Raw genomic sequence first — 25,092 nt, forward strand, 5'->3', positions numbered from 1 at the left:
ACACACCCAAGGTGATGCCGCATGCCCACTCTTGTGCCCACCCTCGATATCGCCGCCGACCTGCTCGCCCTGCTGTGCGACGCGGACACCGAGCCGCGCGCCGACGCGCAGCTGGAGGCCCTGACCCTCGCCGTCGCCGCCGACCTGCCCGTGCTGCTGTGGGGCGAGCCGGGCATCGGCAAGACCGCGGCGCTCAACCAGCTCGCCGAGGCGCTCGACCTGCCGCTGACCACGGTGATCGCCAGCGTCCATGAGCCGTCGGACTTCGCGGGGCTGCCGGTGCTCGGCGAGGATCCCGCGGTGCACGGCGTGCCGATGGCACCGCCGGACTGGGCCGTACGGCTGGTGCGGGCCGGCCGCGGCCTGCTCTTCCTCGACGAGCTGTCCACCGCGCCGCCGGCCGTGCAGGCCGCCCTGCTGCGCCTCGTGCTGGAGCGGCGGGTCGGGACGCTGCGCCTGCCGCCCGGCGTGCGGATCGTGGCCGCGGCCAACCCGCGCTCCTCGGCCGCCGACGGCTGGGAGCTCAGCGCGCCGCTGGCCAACCGGTTCGTCCATCTGCAGTGGACGTACGACCATGACGTCGTCGTACGCGGGCTCGGCGGCGTGTGGCCGCGGGCCGCCCTGCCACGGCTCGACCCGGGGCGGCTGTGCGAGGCCGTCGCATACGCCCGGCGCGCTGTGTGCGGGCTGCTGTCCGCCCGGCCGGGCCTGGTGCACAAGCTGCCCGGCGGCGAGACCCGCCGCGGCGGGCCGTGGCCGTCGCCGCGCAGCTGGGACATGACGCTGCGGCTGGTCGCGTTCGCCACCGCCGCGGGTACCGACCGCGACGTGCTGTCGATGCTGGTGCGGGGCACGGTCGGCGACGGTCCCGGGCTGGAGCTGCTGGCGAGCCTCGACCGGATGGACCTTCCGGACCCCGAGCAGCTGCTGCGGGACCCCTCCGGGGCGGTGCTGCCGGAGCGCGGCGATCTACGGCAGGCCGTCCTCGACGGCGTTGTCGAGGCGGTCCGCCGCCGCCCGGACCGTGCCCGCTGGGAGGCGGCGTGGGCGCTGCTGGCCCGCGCCGCCGAGACCGGCCCGCCGGACCTCGTGGTGGTGCCGGCCGCCGCCCTCGCCGCGCTGCGCGACCAGGAGTGGGACGTGCCGGCGGCGATCGAGGGACTGGCCGGTGCGGTGTCGCTGGCGCAGCGCACCGACCTGGCGGCGGCCCGATGACGGCGTCCACAGTGGACCTCGAGAAGCTCCTCGCCGCGCGGCTGTACGCCACCCGGATGCGCCCGTACCTGGCCACGGCCCTCTTCGCCCTGCACCCGGTCCCGTCGGACCGGGTGCCGACCATGGCGGTGGACCGGCACTGGCGCTGCTACGTTTCGCCCGCGTTCGTCGAACGCACCCCGCTGGAGGAGCTCGCCTCGGTCTGGGTGCACGAGGTCTCGCACCTGCTGCGCGACCATCACGGCCGCGGCGACCGGTTCGCCGCGCAGCGCGACCTGTCCGGCCCCGGCGAGCGGCTGCGGATGAACATCGCCGCCGACTGCGAGATCAACGACGACGCCTTCGGCGACGGCCTGCCCAGACCCGAGGGTGCCGTCTATCCCACGAAGCTGGGCCTGGCCGCGGGCGAGTTGATGGAGGACTATCTGCTGCGGTTCCGCCTCGGGCCGTACACCCGGGAAACCGCCTGGCTCGACTGCGGCAGCGGGGCCGACGGCCTGGACCGGCCGTGGGATCTCGGCCCCGGCGGCGCGCACGGCCTCAGCGCGCAGGAACGCGACGCGGTCCGGTTCCGGGTGGCGGAGGGCATCCGTGGCCGTCCGGGCGACGCGCCGAGGGGCTGGCAGCGGTGGGCGGAGGAGGCGTTCCACCCGCCGCAGCGGTGGCGCGACCTGCTGGGTGCGGCGGTCCGCGCGGCCGCCTCCGCCGCGGGGGCGGGCGACGACTACACGTACGCCCGCCCGGCGCGGCGGTCCGCCTCCCTGCCCGGCGTGATCCTGCCGAGCCTGCGCCGCCGGCCGCCGCGCGTCAGTGTGGTCATCGACACGTCGGGCTCGGTCAGCGACGCCGAGCTGGGCAGCGCGATCCTGGAGGTCGCCGCGATCGTCCGCGCCGCCGGCGGCCGCCGGGAACTGGTCACCGCGGTGCCCTGCGACGCCGCGGCGCGGCTGGTGGTTCCGCTGTGCGGCGCCGAGGGCATCCCGCTGACCGGGGGCGGCGGCACCGACCTGCGCGAGGGCTTCGCCCGGGCGCTGCGGGCCGGGGTCGGCGGTGCCCGCCCGGACGTCGTCGTGGTGCTGACCGACGGCCAGACGCCTTGGCCGGACCGGGAACCGCCGTGCCGGACGGTGGTCGGCCTGTTCCCGCGCGACACCGCGCGAACACGCTGGAGCGAGCACGACCCCGACTACGTGCCGGACTCGCCTCCGGCCTGGGCCCGGGTGGTCACCATCGGCTGACATCCTCCTGACGTGTGATTCCGCTGATCAGAGCCCGCGGGTGAACATCCGTCAGGGAATGTCGGACAGAATTTCCGCATGGACCGGGCACATCTCGCCGAGCGGGCCCGCGACTGCGCCGCCGCGCTCGCCGCCCAGGGCGTGCACGCGGTCGCGCTGACCTGGGTCGACAACGCCGGAATCACGCGGGTCAAGAGCGTTCCCACCGGCCGCCTGCCCGAAGCCGCAGCCTGGGGCGCCGGCATGTCCTCGGTGTTCGACGTCTTCTGCCTCGACGACTCGGTGACCACCAGCCGGCACATCGGCGGCCCGACCGGCGATCTGCGCCTGCACCCCGACCTGGACCGGCTGACCGTGCTCGCCGCCCAGCCCGGTTGGGCCTGGGCGCCGGTCGACCGCTGGACCCAGGAGGGCGAGCCGCACACGGCCTGCCAGCGCCGGTTCGCCCGCACCATGATGGAGTGGGCCGCGGCCGCTGGGCTCACCCTGCGGATGGCCTTCGAGGTGGAATGGTTCCTGGGCGCCGACGCCGAGGAACCGCGGCCCGCCGGCACCGGCCCCGCCTACGGCATGAACCGGCTCGTCGCGCTGTCCGACTACGGCGACGACCTGCTCGCCGCGCTCGCCGCGCAGGGGGTCGCGGTCGAGCAGTACCACCCCGAGTACTCACCCGGTCAGCTCGAACTGTCGGTCGCGGCCACCGACCCCGTCGCCGCCGCGGACGCCAACGTCCTGGTGCGCCAGACGATCCGCGCCGTGTCGGCCCGCCACGGCCTGCGGGTGTCGTTCGCCCCGGTCGTCATCGCCGGTCAGGTCGGCAACGGGGGGCACCTGCACTTCTCGGTCCGCGACGCGGACGGCGCGCTGTTCGCGGGCGGCGCCGGCCCGTACGCCATGACCGGACGCGGCGAATCCGTCCTCGCCGGGGTGCTGGCGCGGCTGCCGGCGCTGTGTGCGATCGGCGCGCCCGGCGTGGCCAGCTACCTCCGGCTGGTGCCGCAGCGGTGGGCCGGCCCGTACCAGTGCTGGGGCCGGGAGAACCGCGAGGCCGGGCTGCGGTTCGTCACCGGCGTGGCGGGCCAGGGCGACCAGGCCGCCAACGCGGAGCTCAAGTGCGTCGACGGCGCGGCCAACCCGTACCTCGTGGTGGGCGCGGTCTGCGCCATCGTGCTGGACTCGGCCGGCGCCGGGCTGCGGCTCCCGGCCGAGATCGCCGTCGACCCGGCGGCGCTGCCGGAGGGTGACCAGCCGCCCCGGCTGCCCGTCTCGTTGCCCGAGGCGATCGGCCGGCTGGAGGCCGACGACGGCCTGCGCGCCGCGATGGGCGAGGCGCTGTTCGATGCCTTCCTGGCGGTACGCCGGGCCGAGGTGGATCTGTTCGCCGACGCCGGGCCCGCGCACGTCGCGGCGGCGACGCGATGGCGGTACTGAGCCGGTCGACGCCCGGCGTGTCAGTGGACCATCGCCGCGCTCGTGGCGACCGCGGCCTCGGCGAAGGCGCGGATGACCGCGTGGCAGCGCGAGCCGTCGCCGGCCAGCTCCGGCTGGAACAGCGTGCCCAGCATGAACGGGTGGCCGGACAGCTCCGCGACGCGCACCTCGCCGGTGTCGTCGTGGCCCGTGAAGCGCAGGCCGTGCGCCTCCAGCAGCGGCAGGTACGCGTGGTCGAGGCCGTACGCGCAGTGGTACCGCTCGACCGCGCGCTCCACGCCGAAGATCCGCTCCGCGAGGCTGCCGCGCGCCAGGTGCACCGCGCCCTCGTGCCCGACGAGCGAGCATGACAGCGGCACGATGAGCGGCCGCTCGCCGCCCGGCTCGCTCTCGGCGTGCGTGGCGTCGGCCAGGCCGCACAGGTTCCGGGCGACCTCCAGCAGCAGGTGCTGGAAGCCGCCGCAGGTGCCGAGGAAGGCGATGCGGTGCTCCCGGGCGGCCCGCACCGCCGCGAGGGCGCCCGCCTCGTCGCGGTACGGCGAGCCCGGCAGCAGCCAGATACCGTCGAACCCGGCCAGTCCGGTGCCGGCGACCTGCTCGGTCGGGATCCAGTACGCGTCCAGGGCCAGCCCGTGCTGCTCGCGCAGGACGTCGATCAGGTCGGGGACGCGGGTGTGCGAGCGGACGTTGGAGGACCGGTCGCCGATCAGCGCGATGCGGGCCGTGCGGGTCGTTGTGCCTGTCGTCATGGCTCGAGCCTGCCGTGAGCTGCCATCATCAGTCCAACGATTCTTTGCGGTACCGACATAAGGAATCATGATGTCGTGGACCCGCACCTGCTGCGCACCTTCGCCGCCGTGGCGCGGCTGGGGTCGTTCTCCGCCGCCGCGGACGAGCTCGGCTACACCCAGTCGGCCGTCTCCCAGCAGATCGCCGCGCTCGAGCAGGACGTCGGCGCGTCGCTGCTGCGCCGCCGCCCGGTCGCCCTCACCGGCGCCGGTGCGCGGCTGCTCGAGCACACCGGCCCGATCCTGCTGCGGCTGGCCGCGGCGCGCGCCGACGTCGCCCGGCTCTCCGGCCCGCCGCCGGCCACGGTGGTCCTCGGGGCGACGCCGCTGTCCGGCCTGGACGCCGGGCGGCTCGTCGCGGTGCAGCGCGCCATGCCCCGCGTCGCGTTCACGCTGCGGGTCGCCGGCCGCGGCGAGGTCGCCGTCGGGGTCGCCACGGGCCGGCTCGACCTGGGCCTCGTCGACGGCGTCACCGCGCCGAGCGACCCGCTGCCGCTGCCGGACACCGGCCAGCTCGACACCGCCGTCGTCGCCGAGCGGCCGGTGGTCGTGGCGCTGCCGGCCGGGCATCCCCTCGCGGGGCGTCGTTCGCTGCGCCTCACCGACCTCGCCGACGCGGTCTGGCTCGACGCGCCGGAGACCGCCACGCCACCCGCGCAGCTGCGCGCCCTGGCCCGCGCGGAGGGGTTCCGGGGCGGGCCGGCGTATCCGGGCACCGACACCGGCACGCTGCTGTCCCTGATCGCCGCCGGCGCTGGCCTGGCGCTGCTGCCGGCCTCGGCGCTCACCCCGGCGCTGCGCGGGGTGCCGGTGGCCGAGCCGCGCCTGGTGCACCGCACCGAGCTCGTCCACGGCTCGCTGACCGGGCCGGCCGCCGCGCTGCGCGCGGCGCTCAAGGCCTGACGGCGTCGCGCGGCGGCAGGGCTCCGACGACCCGGCCGGGGCCGATCATGGCGGGTTCCCGTGCGATCATGTCGCGGTGCCTCTGCTCGACGACGACGCCCTCGCCGGATCGGCAGTGGTGGCGAACTCCGCGATGAACCGCGAACGCCAGCTCTCCGGCGACAACAGCTACGAGCGGGAGCTCGGCTTCAACCCCGTCGACGTGATCGCGGCCCTGCTGCGCGTCACCGGGGCGCCGGACACGGTCGCCTGGCTCGACCTGTGCTGCGGCTCCGGCCGCGCGCTGATCCAGGCGGCCCGCCGGCTGGACGAGCAGGGTGTGGCCGGCCGGGCGCTGGTGCAGGGCGTCGACCTCGTGGACGCCTTCGACCCGGCCCCGGACGTGCCGTGGCTGCGGCTGACCGCGGCGCCCGTGCTCGCGTGGGCGCCTCACCGGCGGTACGACCTCATCACCAGCGTCCACGGCCTGCACTATGTCGGCGACAAGCTGGGCCTGCTGGCCCGCGCGGCCGGGTGGCTGACCGGCGGCGGCCGGCTGGTCGCCGACCTCGATCTCGCCGCGGTACGCCTGGCCGACGGTTCCCCGGCCGGCCGTCGCCTGGCCGCGGACCTGCGCGAGGCCGGCTTCAGCTACGACGGCCGCCGCCGGCGGATCGGGCGGGACGACCGCGGCGACGTCGCGCTGCCGTACGAGTACCTCGGCGCCGACGACCGGGCCGGCCCCAACTACACGGGCCAGGACGCCGTGCACTCCCACTACCGCCGCCGGAACGCCAACGCGGCGTAGCCCAGCTGCTTGGCGAAGACGTCCCCGCCGACCTTGCCGGCGAGCTCCAGGCTCACCAGGCCGTGGGTGAGCGCCCACAGGTGCAGTGCGACCGGCTCCGGTTCGTCGCCGGTGAGGAGCCCGTCACACTGACAGCGCGCGACAGCGTCGACGAGCGGGTGGTAGGTCGCGTCCGCCGCCTCGGTGCTGCCGAAGTCGCAGTTGAACATCAGGCCGTACAGGTGCGGGCTGTTCAGCGCCGCGGTGCGGTAGGCGGAGCCGAGCGCGCCGAGGTCGGCCAGCGCGTCGCCGGTGCGCGGCACGGCGGCCAGCGCCAGCCCGAGCCGGCGGAAGCCCTCGCGGTGCATGGCGTCGAGCAGGCCCTGCTTGTCGCCGAACAACGTGTACACGGGCATTGTCGAGACTCCGGCGGCCGCGGCGACCTTACGCAGTGACAGGCCGGCCGGCCCGTCCTCGACCAGGATCCGGGCCGCCGCATCGATCAGGCGCCCGGTGAGCTCGGTGTTGACGTACGCCACGTCTCGAACTATAACAGTGTTATGGGGGATAACGTTGTTATACCGGTCCACGCCGCGGCCGCCACGGTGTCGCTGCTGCTCGGCGCCTACAACCTGCTGCGCCGCACTCGCGGCGACCGCGCCCACCGGCTCGCCGGCCGGGTGTGGGTGGTCGCGATGTACTTCACGATCCTGAGCTCCTTCGGCATCCGTGCCCTCGACCCGGGGCACTTCACCTGGATCCATGGCCTTTCCGCGTTCACCTTCGTCACCCTGAGCATCGGGCTGTGGGCGGCGGTGACCGGTCGGGTGCGCACCCACCAGCGGTTCATGACCGGCTCGTACCTCGGACTGCTCGGGGCCTTCGTCGGCGCGGTCGTCGTCCCCGCCCGTGACATTCCACAGTGGATCGTCCACCGCCCGGTGGAGATCGCGCTCGGCGCGGTGGGCTGCGCCGCGGTGGCGGCGGCGGTGATCGTGGCCGGCCGCCGCGGGAGCTACGACCAGGCCGGCCCGGAGCGGGCCCGCCAGTAGTCCTCGGGCGAGTCCGGCGCCGGCGTGCGGAATTCGGTTGCGGGGCCGAGGGCGGCCGGTGTCGGGTGAGCCCATGAATGCCGACGAGATCCTCGCGCGGTTCGACCGGGAGATCCGCCAGCGGCCGCAGGAGGGCCCGGACGCGATCGTCGAGTCCGAGCCCGGCATCGTGCGGGTCCTCTCCGCCCACGACGGATGGGCCGGCATCACCTGGTCGGACCTGACCGGCCTGGACGCCGACGCGGTCGTCGCGGCCCAGGTCCGTCGCTTCGCCGCGACCGGGCTGCCGTGGGAGTGGAAGCTGTACTCGCACGACCGCCCGGCCGACCTGCCCGCCCGTCTGCTGGCGGCGGGCTTCGAGCCGGGCCCGCCGGAGTCGCTGCTCGTCGCCGAGGTCGACGCGCTCCCGCGGTCGGCGGAGCTTCCCGATTCGGTACGCCTGGTGCCCGTCACCGGCAAGCACGAGGCCGACCTGCTGGTCCGCGTCCACGACGAGGTCTTCGGCGGCGACCACTCGGCGATCGGCCGGCACCTGCTCGCCCGCCCCGACATCGTGCGGGCCGTCGTCGCCGTGGTCGGCGACCGCCCGATCTGTGCCGGGCGGGTCGAGTTCCACGAGGGCACCCCGTTCGCGAGCATCTGGGGCGGCGGCACGTCCCCGGACTGGCGCGGCCGCGGTGTCTTCCGTGCCCTTGTCGCGTATCGCGCCGGGCTGGCCGTGGCGGCCGGCTACCGCTACCTGCAGGTCGACGCCTCCGCCGACAGCAGCCCGATCCTGCGGCGGCTCGGCTTCGTCCACCTGGCCACCACGACGCCGTACGTCCACGCCTGATCGCGGCGACGGTCCCCGTCCGGCACCGCGGCCGTCGCGAGACGTCATCAGATGTCCTGCGGCATTCCCAACCGCAGCCGGGTGATGGCGGTCAGCAGCTCCTCGTGGGTGATCGGGGACGAGGCGGAGCCGGTGCGGGCCTCGTGCATCGCCTTGGCCATCTGGGCGCGGCGGAGAGCCTCCTTCAGGTCGGCGCCCGTCAGGCCCGTCGCGGCGGCGGCCAGCGCCTGCGTGTCCACGTCGTCGGCGAACATGCGGAAGCCGGGGGTCTCGTGGCGGGCGATGAGGCCGCGGATCAGCTTGGTCAGGATGTCGGCGCGGGCCTGGGGACCGGGCAGGGGTATGGCGATCTTGAGGTCGAAGCGGCCGGAACGGACCAGGGAGGCGTCGACGCGGTCCGGGAAGTTCGTCGTGGCCACGACGATGACGTTCGGGTTGGCCTCGATGAGGGCGTTCATCTCCTGCTTGAAGATGCCGGCCACCGCGTTGATCATCTGGCCGGCGGCGTCGATCCCGGCGCCGGTGTAGCTGATGATCGAGTCGAACTCGTCGAAGAGCAGCACCGCCGGCCAGCGCAGGGCGCGGGCCTCGGTGAAGATGCGCTGGATGTTCTTCTCGGAGTTGCCGACCCACTTGTCGAGGATCTCCGGCGTGCGGATCTCGCGCAGCTCGGCGCCGATCTCGTTGGCGAGGGCCTGCGCCAGCATGGTCTTGCCGGTGCCGGGTGGGCCGAAGAGCAGGATGCCCTGCGGCCGGGTCGCGCCCCAGCGGGCCATCACGTCCGGGTGGCGGAACGACACGGCGACGTCGCGGAACTGCGCCACCACGTCCTCCAGGCCGCCGACGTCGTCGAGGCGCGCCCCCTCGCAGACCGCGGCCGACGTCGCGGGGCTGACCGTGACCGGCCCGTCGGCGCCGGTGAGCCGCATGACGGCGAGCACGAGCGGAACCAGGGACGTCGACCGCACCACGAGGTCGGGGCCGTCCTCGAGGACCGTCACGGCCGGGTCGTCCACCTCCTCCGGGCCGCCCTGGCGGGCGCCGCGGGCCACACCGACGGCGATGATCGTGCCGAGCACGGCGCCGGGCAGCCCGAGCAGCCGGAACAGCGCCCCGCCGGCCGCGCCGCCGGCAAAGAGCCGGGCGAGGGCGGAGAGGCTGAAGGCGTCGCGGACCCAGCGGGCGTGGTATCCGTCGGCGTCGACGCTGAGCTCCACGCCCCGGTCGGGCAGGTCGTGCCCGATCGGCCGGGGGCCGTTGCCGGCCGCGAGCAGGTGCCCGTCCACGATGCGCACCACGCGCCCGCCGACGTCGACGACCTCCACCGCGGGCCGCAGCGCCATCTCGGCCATGCGTCCGAGTCTGCCACGAATACCTGCCGCCGGCCCGCTGCGCGCAGGTGCGTCCCTGCGGCCGCCTGCCCGGGTCGAACCGCTTCCGCGTTCTCGTCTCGCGGTTCCGGACAAAACGCGGATACTGGACGTGATCGCGAAGAGCTGGACAAGAGACATCCCCGCGCTACCGTGCCGGGGATACGAGAGGGGTGCCATGCTCGATCGGTTCAACAGCCTCGCGCCCGAGGCTGCCGAGGAGGCACTGCTCGCGTGCTGCGCGTCGCCCGCCTGGGCCGCCCGCGTGGTCGCCGCGAGGCCGTATCCGACGTCGGCCGACCTGGTCGTGGCCGGTGTCAACGCGTTCGACGAGCTGGGCTGGTCCGACCTGCGACAGGTGCTGGCCGCCCATCCGCGGGTCGGGGAGAGACCCACCGGGGACGCCACCGAGGCGGCCTGGTCGCGCCACGAGCAGGTGGAGGTTTCCGCGCGCGAGCTGGCCGAGGCCAACGAGGCCTACGAGCGGCGTTTCGGCCACCTGTTCCTGGTCTTCGCCGCCGGCCGGTCCGCCGAGGACATCCTCGCCGAGGCCCACAGCCGGCTGGGCAATGACGACGAGACCGAGCAGACGGTCGTCCGCGGCGAGCTGCGCAAGATCGTCGAGCTACGCCTGGAGCGCCTCGCCGAGTCGGTCGAGGTCGCCTGAGCGGTCCGGAGCGAAGCGGAGGGGCCGCTCATCGTGGGCACTGGTGTAGCTCATGCCGCTGCTGGGGCGGAGCGGAGGTTTCGGCATGAGTGGTCCGGAGCGAAGCGGAGGGGCCGCTCATCGTGGGCACTGGTGTAGCTCATGCCGCTGCCGGAGCGAAGCGGAGGTTTCGGCATGAGCGGTCCGGAGCGAAGCGGAGGGGCCGCTCATCGTGGGCACTGGTGTAGCTCATGCCGCTGCCGGAGCGAAGCGGAGGTTTCGGCATGAGTGGTCCGGAGCGAAGCGGCGGGTCCGGAGCGAAGCGGAGGTGACGGCATGAGTGGTCCGGAGCGCAGTGGCGCCTGGTCTGGGTCGATCAGCGCGAGGCTTCATCGACCCAGACCTGGCGTTGGGGCCCCTCACCAGCGGCGCACCCGCGGCCCGTACAGCCGCCGTGGAGCGCGGCGGGCATGAGCCTGTCCACGCACGTTCTGGACACGGCCCGCGGCATACCGGCGGCGGGGGTGCCGATCCGGCTGGAGACGGCCGATCACATCTCCATCGGTGAGGGGCAGACCGACCTCGACGGGCGGCTGCGTTGGGAGGACATCGGCACCGGCCGCTACCGGATGGTGATCGACACCGCCGCCTACCTCGGGCCCGACGCGTTCTTCCCCGAGGTCGCGATCGCGTTCACGATCGCCGACGCGCGCCACCACCACGTTCCGCTGCTGCTGAGCCCGTTCGGATACTCGACCTACCGGGGCAGCTGAGCCGGGGCGCGGCCCGCCGAGAGGCGCATCGACGGGCCGGTCTCCAGGACGAAACCCAGCCGTTCGTACACCGGGAGGCCCTCACTCGTCGCGCGCAGGCGCACCTGGCTGACGCCGTTGTCCGTGAACCAGCCCAGCAGTCCTTTGAGGCACGCGGTCGAGTAGCCGCGGCGGCGGTACCGCGCATCGGTCGCCACGCTGAACACGTATCCGCTCAGCCCGGCCGGGTTGGCCGGCGAGCCGAGCCGCTCCTCGACGACCCCGATCGCGCACGCGGCCAGCCCGGGCCCGTCGGCGCCGGGACGGTCCACCACGAACGCGGCGATGGTCGTTCCCGGCAGCGGCAGCCGCCGGCGCAGCGAGGCTACGGCCAGCTCCGACCACTCGCCGGGCGGCACCGGCTCGCCCTCCATCGACTCCAGCATGACGATCCGCAGCCGGATGAGCTCCTCGGCGTCGCCCGCCGTGGCCCGGCGCACGGCCGCGGTCCCGTTCATCTTGTCCACGAGCGCGAACGTACCGGTAGCGATGCCCGGCGAGGCAGCGATTTTCGCCGGGATTCCGGCACGCCCGCGCGGGGGAGCGGCCGGGACGTGGAGACGGCCGCCGCGGAGGCGGCGGCCGTCTTCGAGGAACGGTCGGGCCGGTCAGCCCTGCTTGATGCCCTTGCCGCTGCGGAACAGCTTGACCATGCCGGCGAAGAACCGCTCCATCTCCGAGCCGAACGGGTTGTCGCTGACCACGTACGTCCACGTGGCGCTCGGCCGGACCAGGCCCGCGTCGCTGGGCTCCCACTCGGGGCCGTCGATCTCCAGCTCGTCGAACTCGCCGACCGTGCGGTTGTCGATCTCGGCCAGCAGGCCGCGGAACGCCGGGATCGCCTCGCGGTGGAACTCGTCGAGCGGGTCCTGCGAGCCGAGCACCCGCAGGTGGATGCCCTCGCGCAGCTCGCTCATGTCGGCGAGGTGCTCCGACCACGCGTTGTCGGCGTGGAACAGCGCGACCTGGCGGGCGATGCGCAGCACCGTGTCCTCGCCGAGCTTCTCGGACAGTTCGTTGTACCTGTCCGGGCTGCGCTCAGCGAGCAGCTCGCCGGCCGCGTCGGTGGTGAGCAGCTCCTCGCGCCGCTTGCCGTGCAGCTGGCGGTGCTGGTCCAGCAGGTAGTTGTACCGCCACGTGTTGCGGTGGATCTCGAGGTTGACGGTCTCGGCGACCCGCTGCGCCGAGCCGATCGCCCACCGGACGTCCTCGTCGTCGATCGCGCCGTCGGCGTCGGCCCGCCCCATCGGCATGGGCTCCGGGCCGTACCGCTGGATGAGCTCGTCCTCGAGGCTGACGAAGAATATCGACTCGCCCGGGTCGCCCTGTCGGCCGGCCCGGCCGCGGAGCTGGTCGTCGATGCGGCGCGAGTCGTTGCGGGCGGTGCCGATCACGAACAGCCCGCCGAGCTCGGCGACGCGGTCGCGGTCCTTCTCGTCGCTGCCGCCCAGGCGGATGTCGACGCCGCGGCCGGTCATCTGCGTCGAGACCGTCACCGCGCCGACCGCGCCGGCCTCGGCGACGATGGCCGCCTCCGCCTCGTCGTTCTTGGCGTTGAGCACCACGCACTCCACGCCCTCTTCGGCGAGCGTGGCGGCCAGCCGCTCCGACTCGGCGACACTCAGCGTGCCGACCAGCACCGGCCGCCCGGTCGCGTGCATCGTGGAGATCTCGGCGACCACGGCGATGTCGCGCTCCTCGGCCGAGGCATACACGCGGTCGGGCCAGTCCTTGCGGATGTTCGGCAGATGCGGCGGGATGACCGCGACCTCGAGCTTGTAGAACTCGCGCAGCTGGTCCCCGACCGGGAGGGCCGTGCCCGTCATGCCGCAGATCTTCTTGTACTGCGTGAGGAACGCCTGCACCGTGATGGTCTGCAGCACCGCGCCGCCGCCGCTGCTGCGGATCTTCTCCTTGGCCTCGACCGCGGCCTGCAGCCCGTCGGGCCACCGGCGGCGCTGGGCGACCCGGCCGCGGAACTCGTCGATGAGCTCGACCCGCTCGTCGCGCACGATGTAGTCGACGTCGCGGACCAGCAGCGCCTCGGCGTGCAGCGCCAGGTTGACGGCGGTCAGCGTGTCGATGTGCTCCTCGGCGTAGAGGTCGATGTCCAGCGCCGACTCGACCTTCGCCAGGCCGCCGGTGGTCAGGTGCGCGGTGCGCCCCTCGTCGACGACCTCGAAGTCGTGGTCGCGGCGCAGGCCGCCGACGATCTCCGCGATCGCGAGCGGCTGGTCCTTGTCGTCGATCGTGGAGCCGGCCAGCACCAGCGGCACGCGCGCCTCGTCGATCAGGATCGAGTCGGCCTCGTCGATGATGACGGTGCCCAGCTCGCGGTGCACCCGGTCGGCCGTGTTCGTCACGATCGAGTCGCGCAGCAGGTCGAAGCCGGCCTCGCTGACCGAGACGTACGTGATGTCCTTCGCGTATGCCTCCCGGCGCTCCTCTGGCGTCGAGGACTCGTTGACCCAGCCGACGGTCAGGTCGAGCAGCTCATACACCGGCCGCATCCACTCGGCGTCACGCCGGGCCAGGTAGTCGTTGACCGTGATCACGTGGACCGCCCCCTGCGCGGCATACCCGGCGGCGGCGATCGCGGCGGTCAGCGTCTTGCCCTCACCCGTGGCCATCTCGACCACGTGCCCGGCGAGCAGCACCTGGGCGCCGAGCAGCTGCACGTCATACGGCCGCTCGTCCAGGGCGCGCTTGGCCGCCTCCCGGCCGAGCGCGCACGCCTCGACGAAGTCCTTCGGGTCCTCCCGCTGGTGCAGTGCCGTGGCGGCGGCGCGCAGCTCGTCGTCGGTGAGCTCGGACAGCTCGGCCTCGCGCTCCTCGATCAGCGGCAGCAGGTCCCGCATCGGCTCGAGGTCGATCGTGGTGCCCGGCTGCTCCTGCAGCTTGCGACGCCACGCGTTGAATTTGCTCACCAAACCCATGACGAACACGATACGTCCCCCCGCCAGGATGGTGTGCGGCCCGTCACCATGAGCCTTCACCCCGCGCGAGGGGAGAAAAATGATGACAAGTCCGAAAAATGCCTGATAATGCCCCACTCGCTCGGCTTGCTCCGCGGTCCGCGTGCCGTCGCCGGCCGGGGGTGACGGTGGCGGGCGAGGCAGGATTGGTGCCGTGGAGCGGGCAGTGACGGCGCTCAGCGCGCTCGTCGGCAAGGGCGGCGTGCTGGTGCTCAGCGGCGCCGGGATCTCGACCGAGTCGGGCATTCCGGACTATCGGGGACCTAGCGGGATGCGGCGCAACGCGCAGCCCATGACGTATCAGACCTTCACCCGCGACCCGGTCGCCCGGCGCCGCTACTGGGCCCGCAGCCACCTCGGCTGGCGGACCATCGCCCGCGCCGCGCCCAACGCCGGGCACAATGCGGTCGGGCGGCTGCAGCGGCTCGGGCTGCTCACCGGCATTGTCACGCAGAACGTCGACGGGCTGCACCAGGCCGGCGGGGCCGACGAGGTCGTCGAGCTGCACGGCGCGCTCGACCGGGTGGTCTGTCTGGACTGCGGCGAGCGCACGGCCCGCGCCGAGCTCGACGCGCGGCTGGTCGCCGCCAATGTCGGGTACGCGGCGGAGGCGGGCGGCATCAATCCCGACGGCGACGTGGACCTCACCGACGAGCAGGCCGCCGGGTTCGTGGTCGTGGACTGCCGGGGCTGCGGCGGGATGCTCAAGCCCGACGTGGTGTTCTTCGGCGAGAACGTGCCCGCCCCGCGGGTACAGCACTGTTTCGACCTCGTCGAGCGCTCCGCGGCGCTGCTCGTGCTCGGCTCGTCGCTCACCGTCATGTCCGGGCGGCGGTTCGTGGTCCGGGCGGCGAAGTCAGGGCTGCCGATCGCGATCGTGAACCAGGGGCCGACCCGCGGCGACCCCCTCGCCGCGATCCTGATCGACGCCCCGCTCGGCGCGGTGCTGGCCAAGGTGGCGTGGGACCTGCGCTGAGCGGGCCGCCGAAGGCTCAGGTCAGGGGTTTATGTCGGGGGCCGGTTGCTCGGGCTGGGCCGGCGGGTAGGTCCAGACGCCGCCGGCGACGCCGAGCGCACAGATCGCCAGCACCGTCCCGAAGACGCTGCCGGCGGTCAGCCCGATGACGGCTCCGGCGACCGCGGAGATGGCGATGATCACCGAGATCACCCGGCGCGGCGTGATCCGGCGGGTCATGGCCCGGTTGAAACCATTGACGAAGCGCGTGTCGTTGCGCAGTGCGGCCTCGATGTCCGCGAGCCGCTGCTGCTCGCTCTCGCTGAGCATGACGCCCAACCTCCTCCGACGGGCTTGCCCGGTTCGCGATGGGTACCCGCTCGGATCGATCGTCACACACAATGCCCCCGAACGGGTCGGCCAGTTGGCGCCAAATGGGATTCCGCTGCTCAGCGGCGCGGCGTTTCGCGGCTTTTGCCGGATCGGACGGCGCTGCGAAAGATCACGTGATGTGCCATTCTCGACGGCGAATGGCGCGGAATGCGCGAGTGAACACTGAGCGGCGTCTTGTCGCCGGCAACGGCGCGGCGACATGGGGAGGAACGAACGTGGACCCAGGCAGGCAGTGGCAGCAGCCCGACCCCTCCGGCGGGTACGGGCAGACACCGCCGCGCGGGTATCCGCCGCAGCAGCCGGCGCAGCCGCAGCCGCAATACCCGCAGCCGCAGCAGTATCCGCAGCCGCAATACCCGCAGCCGCAACAGTATCCCCAGGCACAGCCGCCCCAGCAGCCACAGCCGCAGTACCCGCCGCAACAGCCGCACTCCGCGGCGCCGTACGCGACGCAGCCGTACAGCGCGCAGCCCGCCTACCAGCAGCCCCCGGTGCCGGCGTCGCAGCCCGGCCCGCCCGCGCCGCCGGGCTGGCGCAGCCGCTGGTTCGCCGCCCTGGTGATCAGCTCGGTGCTGCTCGTGGTGCTCGTGGTCGCCATCGTCGTGGTGTCGCTCAACCGCAAGCCGGACAACACCGCCGGCCCGCAGCCCACGTTGTCGCAGACCGGCCCGGTCGACCCGTGCCTGGTCGGCAAGTGGAAGCAGACCACCTACCAGCACCACGTCGACCTCAGCACCACCGACGTGGGCACGCGCGAGAAGCTCGGGAAGATCAAGTTCACCGGCGGCGGCAAGCTCTGGGAGATCCGGGCCGACGGCAACGCGGTCGAGGACGACACCAAGACGGTGTACAGCGGCAAGGCCGACGACGGCCGCACGGTCAACGCCTCGTGGGCGGGTCGCTCCGAGTGGAAGGTGTCGACCAAGGACGGCGTGATGTCCTTCGCCGGCGGCGAGGCCACCACGGTCGTCACGATCAGCGTCGACGGCACCGCGAAGGGCCGCATCGAGCTGCAGCCCAACCTCGACCCGACCCCGTACACCTGCAACGGCAACATCTGGCGCACCTCCGGCCGGGACTCCGCCGACGACTTCGCCCGCTACGACCGGGAGAAGTGACCTGGAGCGAACCCTTCCGATCGGTTGACGCCACCCATGCGGGGGTACTGGCCGAGGCATGACGACGTGGTTCATGCAGTTCGGCGAGCGGGCGCGGACGCGGCTGAGCGCCGCACGCAGCATTCCGCCGTTCTCCGGCCCGATCGAGGTGCGCCCGGCGTCCACTGTGGAGGACGGCATCCCGCACGGCGTCAAGGTCGCGGGAGCCTGGGCCTGGCGGATCGTGCTGTTCATCCTCGCCGGGTACCTGCTGCTGCAGCTCATCGCCGCGCTGCACCTGATGGTGGTCCCCGTCGTCGTGGCGGTCCTGCTCGCCGCCCTGCTCGAGCCCGTCGCCGGCCTGCTGCGCCGGCGCGGGCTGCACCGCTCGCTGGCCGCCGCGATCGTCCTCGTCGGCGGCCTCGCCGTCGTCTTCGGGGTCCTGGGCGCCATCGTCTACACGTTCATCGCCCAGTTCAACAACCTCTCCCTGCAGGTCCGCGGCGGCCTCAACGAGATCCGCAACTGGCTGGCCCGCGGCCCGCTGCACGTCTCCGAGCGGCAGCTCAACGAGACCATCGACGTGCTGCAGCGGCAGGTCACCGCCAACCGCGGCGCGCTGACCTCGGGCGCGCTGAACACCGCCACCACACTCGCCGAGGTGGTCACCGGCTTCTTCCTGGTGCTGTTCACGCTGTTCTTTCTGCTGCGCGACGGCGAGCAGATCTGGACCTTCCTGTGTCGGCTGCTGCCGCGGCACGCTCAGCGGCCGGTGGCCCGGGCCGGGTACTACTCGTGGTTCACCCTCGTGTCCTACGTGCGGGCCACGGTGCTCGTCGCGTTCGTCGACGCGCTCGGCATCGGCATCGGCCTGGTGGTGCTGCGCATCCCTCTCGCCCTGCCGCTGGCCGCACTGGTGTTCCTCGGCGCGTTCATCCCGGTCGTCGGCGCGACCCTGTCCGGCACCGTGGCGGTCCTCGTCGCGCTGGTCACCCACGGGCCGGTCAGCGCGCTGCTCGTGCTCGGGGTCGTCATCGCGGTACAGCAGCTGGAGGGCCACGTCCTACAGCCGTTGATCATGGGCCGTGCGGTCTCCCTGCACCCGCTCGCGGTGATCCTGGCGATCGCCACCGGGGTGGTGGCCGCCGGCATCGTCGGCGGCCTCGTCGCCGTGCCGCTGCTCGCGGTGGGCAACACCGCGGTGCGGTACCTGGCCGAGCACCACGACGGCGAGCCGGCCGGCGGGGACGAGCCGCCCGGTACCGAGCCGACCGGCGAGGATGAACAGGAGGACGAGCAACAGGACGAGCGGGCGGGGGACGGGAAACCGGACGAGAAAACAGACGGGAGAGCAGACGACGAAAGACGCGGGGAGGCCGGCCCGGCGGCGAGTAGCGTCGACGACGAGATCAGGCAACAGTGAGGGAGCAACCATGCCGCTGACGGGGGAATACGAGCCGAGCTCGAGCGACTGGGCACGCGAGCAGGTCGAGCTGTTCGAGCGGACGGGCGGTGCCGAGGGCAACACCATGCGCGGCCGGCCGATCATCGTCCTGACGTCGCTCGGCGCCAAGTCGGGCAAGATCCGCAAGACGCCGCTCATGCGGGTCGAGCACGACGGGCACTACGCGGTCGTCGCCTCGCTGGGCGGCGCGCCGAAGCACCCCGTGTGGTACTACAACCTCAAGGCCAACCCGCACGTCGAGCTGCAGGACGGCCCGGTGCGGCGCGACTACACGGCCCTCGAGGCGACGGGCGATGAGAAGGAGCTGTGGTGGGAGCGCGCCACGGCGACCTGGCCCGACTACGACGGATACCAGGCCAAGACCGCCCGCGCGATCCCTCTCTTCGTCCTCAACCCGCGCGACTGACCGGTGCTCGATTATCCAGTCGTGCTGACGCTGCTGGCCATGCAGCGGCAGAACTGGGAGCAGGGCGTGGCCGTCCACGCCCTGCTCGACCTGGGGCTGGTGGGCCTTGCCGGGCGGCTGGCACGCGACTCGGCCGTCCACCAGAGCCCCGACGGGCGCCTCGGCACGATCGGCGGCGAGCGCGACTCGGTCAATGGCGCCGCCAACTTCGAGGGTGTCGTACGCCTTGGGCTGACCGACGCCGCGCGGCGCCAGCTCGACTGGATCACCGAACGGGCGCCGCGCGCCGCCGACGGCACGCTCTACCACCTGCTGGACGCGCCCGAGGTATGGGCCGACACGGTGTACATGGTCGTGCCGATGCTCGCCTTCGCGGGGCGGCCCGACCTGGCGGTCCAGCAGGCCGAGGGGCACCGGCAGCGGCTGTGCCGCGACGGGCTCTATGCCGCCGCCGACAACCGCGCCGAGCTGTGGGGCACCGCCAGCGGCTGGGTGGCGGCCGGCCTGGCCCGGGCGATCCGCCACGATCCCGACCTCGCCGGCCCGCTCGGCGGGCATGCCCGCGAGGTGATCGACGCGTGCCTGGCCCACCGCCGCACCGACGGGCTGTTCGGCAACGTGCTCGACGACCCGGCGTCCTTCCGCGAGGCGAACCTGGCGCAGATGCTGGCCTACGCGGCGTACACGGGCGTCGTGTACGGCTGGCTGGAGACCTCCTACACCGCCGTCGCGGACTCGTTGCGCGCCGCGGTCGAGCCCCACGTCCACGACGGCCTCGTCACCTCGGTCTGCGGCGCGCCGACCTTCGACCGCCAGGGCACCTCCGCGGAGGCGCAGGCGTTCCACCTCCTCGCGGCGGCGGCGCCGCTCGCCGTTTCCGGTGGGCGGTGACCTCAGCCGCACGTCGCCCGGGCAGCGGCGAGGATCTGGTCGGTGACGGGCCCTGGGTGGGAGATCAGCGTGAGGTGCGAACCACCGGAGACCGTCCGCACGTGGGCGCTGGCGCGCTGGGCCATGAACGTCTGCGACTGCGGGGTGATGATCCGGTCGGCGGAGCCGATGACGTACCAGGAGGGGATCGTTTTCCAGGCGGCGGCCGTTGCCGGGGTCGTGAACGCGCTCATCGCGGCCGGGCGCTGGGAGGCCCACAGCCGCCGCGCGGCCGGCGTGGGCAGGTCGGGGCCGAAGGACCGCAGGAAGACGTTCTCCTTCAGGTAGAGGTCGGCGTCGCCCGGCCTGGCCGCCGAGAACGGCACGACGTCGTAGAGGGTGTCCGGCGCCGCGCCCAGTGCCGACGCGGCGCCGCTGAGCTGCGCGGTGCTCTCGCCTACCGCGGGCGCGGCGGCGTCGACGTAGACCAGGGCCTTCACGTCCGGGTCGCCGGCGGCCGCGTTGGTGATCACCGAGCCGCCGTAGGAGTGGCCCACGAGCACGACGGGCCCGGAGACGGTCTTGAGGAACTCGGCGACGTCCGCCGCGTCGCCGGTGAGGCCGCGCAGCGGGTTGGCAACGGCCCGCACCGGGTAACCCTCGCGCTGCAGCCGGCTCACCTCCTCGCTCCAGCTGGAGGTGCCGGCCCACGCGCCGTGCACCAGCACGACCGTCGGCTTCACGGCGCAGCCGTTCGGCGGGCCAGCCGCCACCGTCGCGGCCGGTGAGAAGCCCGCGACGGAGCGGCCGGCGACGGCGAGGACGCCCGCGGCCAGAGCCACCAGCGCGGCGATCGAGGCCCGGCGCCGGCGGCCACCATACGTCGTCATGCCCCGGAACTACCCCGTCGCAGCCTGTCCATGGCCCTGGTCGGTCAGGTCGTCGGTGGCGCTGCGGCCGGGCTCCAGGCGGTCCAGGATGCCGGTCATCGGGGCCGTCGGCGGAGAGGTCACAGGATGTGATTGTCTGACCCCCATGGGGGACGCGGGACTGTTGCTCGTCGCGGTGGTCGAGATGGTGCCGGACTCGGTGGAGGCCGGGGCGCAGTACGAGGACGAGGTGCTGGCGCTGCTGCCGAGGCATGGCGGCACGCTGGAGCGCCGGCTCGCAGGCGGCGGCACCGAGGTGCAGATCATCAGCTTCGCGACGCGGGCCGGATACGACGCGTTCATGGTCGACCCGGACCGCCTCGCGATCCGGGCCCGCTACGGCGACACCGCCCCGACGGCCCGCGTGCTCGAGGTGGCCGAGGTCCCGCCCGCCACCTGACGAAGCTGACGGCACGTTTCCGGGCGTGGCCGAAAAACTAAGGAGGAGTTAAAGAAGTGATTGCGGAAAAACTGTAATCGGATCGCCTTCGCAAGCCCCGCCGGACCCGCCGGCCGGGGCCGTTGTAATTCTTCCTTTATTTCTTGAATGAAGTCCCCTGGTATCTGCACACTGGCTTGCGCAACGACCCGTGACGTTTGCTGAGACGGCAGAGACAAAGGATCGAAATGCGCAGGAAGAACCGTGTGCTGCTGGGCGCCGCCGTGGCTGCGGCCCTCGGTGCGAGCGGCATTTACATCGCGACGGCCGATGCCGGCGAAATCACTTCGGCGCCGAGACTGGAGGCGGAGTCGTATTCCGTGCAGTCCGGTGCCCAGACCGAGAACACCGCGGACAAAGGCGGCGGCAAGAACGTCGGCTGGCTGTCCGCCGGAGACTGGCTGCAGTACGACGACGTGACCATCGGCGGCACCGACCTCACCGCCCGGATCGCCGCGAACAACCGCGCCGGCGGCTCGATCGAGCTCCACCTCGGCTCGCCGACGGGCCAGCTGCTGGCCACGTTCCCGGTGGCGTACACCGGCGGCTGGCAGAAGTGGACGACCGTCACCGCAAAGGCCTCGAGCGTGCCGGCCGGCAAGCAGACCCTGGTCGCGGTGATGCGGAGCCCGCAGAGTGCCGACTTCGTCAACATCAACTGGTTCACCCTCGGCGGGGGAGCCGCCCCGTCGCGCGGGCCGGCCACGGCGACGGTCGCGGCGCCGAGCAGCGCCGCCCCGTCACGGAGCGCCCCGCCGTCGTCGGCCGCGCCCAGCGGCAGCGCCGGCGCCGGCACCGGCTGGGTGGACGTCGACCAGGCCGCGTGGCAGCAGCAGCTGGCCGCGTTCAACGCGATCAAGCCGCTGCCGGTCCCAGCCGGCACGACCCGCGTCGCCGAGTTCCACACCGACTGCCAGGTGTCCAACGAGGCCAAGGACGACCCGATCGTGCTGCCGGGCCTGCCGGGTGCCTCGCACATGCATACCTTCTTCGGCCCGACGGTGGACGCCGTCACCGGGCCGGCCGACCTGTTCACCCGCAAGACGAACTGCAACGCGCCGGGCGACGGCAGCGCCTACTGGGTGCCGCAGCTGTTGCGCGACGGCACGCCGGTCAAGGTCAAGAGCTTCCGGGTGTACTACGGATCCCGCCTCGCCGACCCGTCGGTGACCGTGCCCTTCCCGCCCGGCCTGGTGGTGGTGCACGGCGACGCGAAGCGGCAGGTGGCCACGCCGAAGGGCGCCAGCGGCCAGTTCTGGTGCGCCGGCAGCGCCGAGGTCGGCCGCAGCGCCGACGGCAACTGGCCGGTCTGCGCGGCCGGCGGCAACCTGATCTTCCAGTTGGTCTTCCAGGACTGCTGGGACGGCCAGCACATCGACTCGCCCGACCACAAGTCCCACATGGGCCCGATGCAGAACGGCCAGTGCACCGGCAAGTACCCGGTCGCCGTGCCGAACCTCTCGTTCATGGTCAACTACGACTCCCTCGGCGGCGACGGCCTGGCGCTCTCCTCGGGCATGGCGTCCTCGATGCACGGCGACTTCATGAACGCGTGGAAACCGGAGAACCTCGGCCCGCTCGTGAAGATCTGCCTCAACGCGAAGGCGAAGTGCGGCGTCGAGCCGAAGTTCGCCGGCGGCTGATCCGCACGTCCGCTGAGTAACGGTATGACGGCCCCCGCCGAGTCGGCGGGGGCCGTCAGCGCGGGCGGCCCAGCCCGGCGTCGCGGGCGCGGACGATGGCCTGGCTGCGCTGGCTGAGGTGGAGCTTGGCGAGGATCGTCGAGATGTTGTTGGCGACGGTCTTGCCGGACAGGTGCAGCCGCTGGCCGATCTCGGCGTTGGACAGGCCGGCGGCGAGATGGTCGAGAATGTCGCGTTCCCGCGCGGTGAGCTCGGGGAACGGCCCCTCCTGCGCCGGCGGCGCGGCGAACCAGGTCCGCAGGCGGGTGGCCAGCGCCGCGCCGAACACCGGTTGCCCGGCGGCGGCCGCGTGGATGGCCGCGACGATGTCGGTGCCGCCGGCGCCCTTGACCAGGTAGCCGAGGGCACCGGCCCGCACGGCGGCGAAGACCGTCCCGTCGTCCTCGAACATCGTCAGGACGAGCACCGCCGAGCCGGGCGCCTGGGCCTGGATCTGCCGGGTGGCGTCGATGCCGTGCAGCCCCGGGAGCTGCAGGTCCATGATGACCACGTCGGGCCGCAGTTCGACGGCCAGGCGCACGGCGTCGCGGCCGTCGCCGGCCTCGCCGACGAGCTCGATGTCCGCGACGGTGTCGAGCACCGCACGCAGGCCCTGGCGTACCAGGGGATGGTCGTCGGCGAGCAGAACGCGGATCATGACGGATCCGGGAGCGGGAAACGGGCGGTGACGGCGCCGCCGTCCGGGCCGGGACCGGCATGGCAGCGACCGCCCAGCTCGGCGGCACGCTCGCGCATGGCGGTGACCCCGACGCCGGGCAGCCAGGGCCCGGTGGAGGTGCCGTCGTCGGCGACGTCCAGCACGAGCTCGCGGGCCGACGCCGACAGGCGTACGCGGCACTGTTGCCCGTTGCTGTGGCGTACCACGTTGGTGATCGCCTCCACGGCGGTGCGGTAGGCGGCGACCTCGACGGCGGCCGGCAGGTCCGGCAGGTCGCCGGCGTCGATGGTGTACCGCAGGTGGGAGCCGGCCGTGAGCCGGTCGGCCTGCGAGCGCAGGGCCCCGACGAGCCCGAGGTCGTCCAGCGCGGGCGGGCGCAGGCCGTGGACGACCTTGCGCAGATCCGCCAGGGCCTGGCCGGCGGCCTCCTTCGCCTCGTCGACGTGGTGACGGGCCGCGGCCGGGTCGGTGTCGACGCGGACGCGGACGGCGTCGAGGGTCAGGCCGATGGCGGTGAGGACGGGCCCGAGGCCGTCGTGCAGTTCGCGGCGCAGCCGGCGGCGCTCCTCCTCGCGGGCGGTGACCAGCCGCTGCCGCGAGCGCAGCAGCTCGTCGGTCAGGGTCCGGGTGTGCAGGGCCATGCCGAGCTGCCCGGCGATGTCGGACAGCAGGTCGCGGTCGCGGTCGTCGAGGTCGTCCTCGCCGCGGCGCGGCGACACCAGGAGAAAGCCTTCGACCTGCCCCTCGTACGTCAAGGGCAGGCGAACCAGCGGCTCGGCCGCGACACCGTGGGAGGCGACCGGGCCGCCGCCGGCGCTCTCGATGGCCACGTAGGGCAGCCGCAGCATGGCGGCGATCGCGTCCGCGAACGAGCCGAGCGCGTCGCGTCCGGGCACGGCGTTGAGCCGCCGTCCCAGGTCGCGCAGGGTGCGGTACGGGTCCTGGCGCCCGCCGTAGAAGAGCCGATCCACGACGCGCTGGCCGCGGTCGCGCAGCGGCACGAAGCACAGCGCCACGGCGATCGCCGCGACCGGAGCCGCCACCTGCCGGGACACCACGTGCGCCGCGGCCGCGGACACGGCGGCGAAGGCGATGACCAGGGCGACGGTGATCACGCCGTACGCCAGGGACCTGCGCAGAATCGTGTCGATGGACCACAGCCGGTACCGCAGCACCGGAACCACGAGGGTCAGGACGAACACCACCGTGTCCACGACCCCGCTGCCGGCCGGAAGCCAGTCGGTGACGGCCAGCGGGAACAACGCCAGAGCGACGATCACCCCGACCGCGCGCCACTTCAACTGCTGCCGGGCGACGCCCTCGGCCCGGGCGAACCGGACCACGACCCCGATGCCGGCGACCAGGCCGAGCAGCACCACCACCGGCGCCAGCATTTGCAGCCCGTCGGCGACCCGTCCGGCCGCGGTTCCGGCGGTAAGCGGATGCGACACTCCCGGTGCGCCGCCGGCCACGTCGCTCAGGCTCGAACTGCTCAGCGCCCCGCCCAGGAAGACGAGGGCCGTGCTGGCGATGAGCACCTTCTCCAGCAGGCCACCCCACCGGCTGGCCGGCCGCCCCGACGGGAATCGGATGTTGATCAGGCCCTGCGCCGCGATCGGCGCGAAGCCGAAGGCCGAGACGGCCAGCCCCCAGCGTGCCGCCGCGCCGCGTTCCCCGTGCACGACGGCCTCGTACGACGGCGGCAGCACCAGCACCTGGACGACCACGAGCACCGCGGCAGCGGCGAGAATCCACCCGAACGGCAGGTCCGGCCGCCGGTCGATGAGCAGCGCACCTGCCACGCCATAGGCGATCATCGTGACCAGCGGTTCCAGCCACGCCGGGGACACGTCGCCGGAGCCGGGGACCGGGTGCCCGCCGGTCACCCAGGCGAGCAGAAATACCACCCCGACCAGGACGGCCGCCAGCGTCGCGGCCGCCCACCGGCTGGCGTCCCGCTTCGGGTGCGTTCGTGCGGCGTCGATGCGGCGAGTATCGCAACCCGGACCGGCCCTGACCATCGGCCGCGCTTCCCGGACCGCCGGGAAGTCCTTCCCGGCGGTCCGGGATGCCGCCGCCGCGGCGCGGGAAGCGCCGCCCTGGCCCGGTGAACGCGGCGCGGCCGACGCTGAGCGCATCGACATCACCG

25 protein-coding genes are annotated in these 25,092 nt (G+C 73.3%); 16 read left to right on the forward strand and 9 right to left on the reverse strand.

Annotated elements, in window-relative coordinates; all coding sequences use genetic code 11:
* The first annotated feature begins 21 nt into the window (after positions 1 to 21).
* The 3 genes from ABT297_RS02835 (at position 22) to ABT297_RS02845 (ending at position 3,884) form a co-directional block, all read left to right on the forward strand.
* Entirely contained in the window at positions 22 to 1,215 is a 1,194-nt protein-coding gene (locus tag ABT297_RS02835) for an AAA family ATPase (RefSeq protein ID WP_350543870.1), read from the forward strand.
* Positions 1,212 to 2,453: a vWA domain-containing protein gene (locus ABT297_RS02840; RefSeq protein ID WP_350543872.1), complete on the forward strand. Its 1,242-nt coding sequence runs from the start codon at positions 1,212 to 1,214 to the stop codon at positions 2,451 to 2,453. Before ABT297_RS02835 ends, ABT297_RS02840 begins: the two co-directional genes overlap by 4 nt.
* Before the next feature lie 78 nt (positions 2,454 to 2,531).
* On the forward strand, positions 2,532 to 3,884 hold the full coding sequence (locus tag ABT297_RS02845; protein ID WP_350543874.1) for a type I glutamate--ammonia ligase: 1,353 nt from the start codon (positions 2,532 to 2,534) through the stop codon (positions 3,882 to 3,884).
* Positions 3,885 to 3,904: 20 nt separating this feature from the next.
* On the opposite strand, the gene ABT297_RS02850 is transcribed toward ABT297_RS02845, so the two are convergent.
* Positions 3,905 to 4,633: a CTP synthase C-terminal region-related (seleno)protein gene (locus ABT297_RS02850; RefSeq protein WP_350543876.1), complete on the reverse strand. Its 729-nt coding sequence runs from the start codon at positions 4,631 to 4,633 to the stop codon at positions 3,905 to 3,907.
* 75 nt (positions 4,634 to 4,708) lie between these two features.
* Between ABT297_RS02850 and ABT297_RS02855 the strand changes: the two genes are divergently transcribed.
* Both ABT297_RS02855 and ABT297_RS02860 read left to right on the forward strand, forming a co-directional pair.
* Entirely contained in the window at positions 4,709 to 5,575 is an 867-nt protein-coding gene (locus tag ABT297_RS02855) for a LysR family transcriptional regulator (protein WP_350543878.1), read from the forward strand.
* 76 nt (positions 5,576 to 5,651) lie between these two features.
* On the forward strand, positions 5,652 to 6,362 hold the full coding sequence (locus tag ABT297_RS02860) for a class I SAM-dependent methyltransferase (protein ID WP_350543881.1): 711 nt from the start codon (positions 5,652 to 5,654) through the stop codon (positions 6,360 to 6,362).
* Here the strand turns inward: ABT297_RS02860 and ABT297_RS02865 are convergent.
* Complete coding sequence (locus tag ABT297_RS02865; protein WP_350543884.1) at positions 6,332 to 6,880, reverse strand: TetR/AcrR family transcriptional regulator; 549 nt, start codon at positions 6,878 to 6,880, stop codon at positions 6,332 to 6,334. The two genes, ABT297_RS02860 and ABT297_RS02865, sit on opposite strands and share 31 nt — an antisense overlap.
* A gap of 21 nt (positions 6,881 to 6,901) precedes the next feature.
* Between ABT297_RS02865 and ABT297_RS02870 the strand changes: the two genes are divergently transcribed.
* Positions 6,902 to 7,393, forward strand: a complete 492-nt coding sequence (locus ABT297_RS02870) for a DUF2306 domain-containing protein (protein ID WP_350543886.1) — start codon at positions 6,902 to 6,904, stop codon at positions 7,391 to 7,393.
* Between the two features lie 73 nt (positions 7,394 to 7,466).
* Positions 7,467 to 8,225, forward strand: a complete 759-nt coding sequence (locus ABT297_RS02875; RefSeq protein WP_350543888.1) for a GNAT family N-acetyltransferase — start codon at positions 7,467 to 7,469, stop codon at positions 8,223 to 8,225.
* A 47-nt stretch (positions 8,226 to 8,272) separates the two neighbouring features.
* Here ABT297_RS02875 and ABT297_RS02880 read toward each other — a convergent pair whose 3' ends face one another.
* Complete coding sequence (locus ABT297_RS02880; RefSeq protein ID WP_350543891.1) at positions 8,273 to 9,577, reverse strand: ATP-binding protein; 1,305 nt, start codon at positions 9,575 to 9,577, stop codon at positions 8,273 to 8,275.
* Positions 9,578 to 9,773: 196 nt separating this feature from the next.
* On the opposite strand from ABT297_RS02880, the gene uraD reads away from it, so the two are divergent.
* Together uraD and uraH are read left to right on the forward strand one after the other, a co-directional pair.
* On the forward strand, positions 9,774 to 10,262 hold the full coding sequence (uraD, locus tag ABT297_RS02885) for a 2-oxo-4-hydroxy-4-carboxy-5-ureidoimidazoline decarboxylase (protein WP_350543894.1): 489 nt from the start codon (positions 9,774 to 9,776) through the stop codon (positions 10,260 to 10,262).
* Positions 10,263 to 10,711: 449 nt separating this feature from the next.
* The gene (uraH, locus tag ABT297_RS02890) at positions 10,712 to 11,014 is read left to right on the forward strand and encodes a hydroxyisourate hydrolase (protein ID WP_350543896.1); all 303 of its coding nucleotides are present in this window, start codon (positions 10,712 to 10,714) and stop codon (positions 11,012 to 11,014) included.
* Here the strand turns inward: uraH and ABT297_RS02895 are convergent.
* Entirely contained in the window at positions 10,999 to 11,511 is a 513-nt protein-coding gene (locus tag ABT297_RS02895) for a GNAT family N-acetyltransferase (RefSeq protein ID WP_350544113.1), read from the reverse strand. The two genes, uraH and ABT297_RS02895, sit on opposite strands and share 16 nt — an antisense overlap.
* Before the next feature lie 150 nt (positions 11,512 to 11,661).
* Complete coding sequence (gene secA2, locus ABT297_RS02900) at positions 11,662 to 13,989, reverse strand: accessory Sec system translocase SecA2 (RefSeq protein ID WP_350543898.1); 2,328 nt, start codon at positions 13,987 to 13,989, stop codon at positions 11,662 to 11,664.
* 193 nt (positions 13,990 to 14,182) lie between these two features.
* Here secA2 and ABT297_RS02905 point away from each other — a divergent pair, with 193 nt between their 5' ends.
* Entirely contained in the window at positions 14,183 to 15,004 is an 822-nt protein-coding gene (locus ABT297_RS02905) for an NAD-dependent protein deacetylase (RefSeq protein WP_350543900.1), read from the forward strand.
* A 21-nt stretch (positions 15,005 to 15,025) separates the two neighbouring features.
* Here ABT297_RS02905 and ABT297_RS02910 read toward each other — a convergent pair whose 3' ends face one another.
* Positions 15,026 to 15,313, reverse strand: coding sequence for a DUF3040 domain-containing protein (locus tag ABT297_RS02910; RefSeq protein ID WP_350543902.1), 288 nt, complete (start codon positions 15,311 to 15,313; stop codon positions 15,026 to 15,028).
* Between the two features lie 278 nt (positions 15,314 to 15,591).
* Between ABT297_RS02910 and ABT297_RS02915 the strand changes: the two genes are divergently transcribed.
* The 4 genes from ABT297_RS02915 to ABT297_RS02930 are packed head-to-tail and all read left to right on the forward strand — an operon-like array spanning position 15,592 to position 19,235.
* Entirely contained in the window at positions 15,592 to 16,494 is a 903-nt protein-coding gene (locus tag ABT297_RS02915) for a hypothetical protein (protein WP_350543905.1), read from the forward strand.
* 58 nt (positions 16,495 to 16,552) lie between these two features.
* Positions 16,553 to 17,896 (forward strand): AI-2E family transporter, encoded by a 1,344-nt coding sequence (locus tag ABT297_RS02920; protein ID WP_350543908.1) that lies wholly within the window; start codon positions 16,553 to 16,555, stop codon positions 17,894 to 17,896.
* Positions 17,897 to 17,906: 10 nt separating this feature from the next.
* Positions 17,907 to 18,344, forward strand: coding sequence for a nitroreductase family deazaflavin-dependent oxidoreductase (locus ABT297_RS02925; protein WP_350543910.1), 438 nt, complete (start codon positions 17,907 to 17,909; stop codon positions 18,342 to 18,344).
* A gap of 21 nt (positions 18,345 to 18,365) precedes the next feature.
* The gene (locus ABT297_RS02930; RefSeq protein ID WP_350543912.1) at positions 18,366 to 19,235 is read left to right on the forward strand and encodes a glycoside hydrolase family 88 protein; all 870 of its coding nucleotides are present in this window, start codon (positions 18,366 to 18,368) and stop codon (positions 19,233 to 19,235) included.
* 2 nt (positions 19,236 to 19,237) lie between these two features.
* Here ABT297_RS02930 and ABT297_RS02935 read toward each other — a convergent pair whose 3' ends face one another.
* A complete protein-coding gene (locus tag ABT297_RS02935; RefSeq protein WP_350543915.1) occupies positions 19,238 to 20,104 on the reverse strand; it encodes an alpha/beta fold hydrolase in 867 nt (288 codons plus the stop codon).
* A 145-nt stretch (positions 20,105 to 20,249) separates the two neighbouring features.
* On the opposite strand from ABT297_RS02935, the gene ABT297_RS02940 reads away from it, so the two are divergent.
* Complete coding sequence (locus ABT297_RS02940; RefSeq protein ID WP_350543918.1) at positions 20,250 to 20,543, forward strand: hypothetical protein; 294 nt, start codon at positions 20,250 to 20,252, stop codon at positions 20,541 to 20,543.
* A 227-nt stretch (positions 20,544 to 20,770) separates the two neighbouring features.
* Positions 20,771 to 22,225, forward strand: coding sequence for a DUF1996 domain-containing protein (locus tag ABT297_RS02945; RefSeq protein WP_350543921.1), 1,455 nt, complete (start codon positions 20,771 to 20,773; stop codon positions 22,223 to 22,225).
* 55 nt (positions 22,226 to 22,280) lie between these two features.
* Here ABT297_RS02945 and ABT297_RS02950 read toward each other — a convergent pair whose 3' ends face one another.
* Positions 22,281 to 22,922 carry a response regulator gene (locus ABT297_RS02950; RefSeq protein ID WP_350543924.1) on the reverse strand — a complete coding sequence of 214 codons (642 nt, stop codon included), beginning with the start codon at positions 22,920 to 22,922 and terminating at the stop codon, positions 22,281 to 22,283.
* The gene (locus tag ABT297_RS02955; protein WP_350543926.1) at positions 22,919 to 25,081 is read right to left on the reverse strand and encodes a sensor histidine kinase; all 2,163 of its coding nucleotides are present in this window, start codon (positions 25,079 to 25,081) and stop codon (positions 22,919 to 22,921) included. The genes ABT297_RS02950 and ABT297_RS02955 overlap by 4 nt, the downstream gene beginning before the upstream one ends.
* Positions 25,082 to 25,092: the final 11 nt, after the last annotated feature.

The sequence above is a fragment of the Dactylosporangium sp. NPDC000555 genome (assembly GCF_040300025.1).
In the GTDB taxonomy this organism is placed as follows: Bacteria; Actinomycetota; Actinomycetes; order Mycobacteriales; family Micromonosporaceae; genus Dactylosporangium.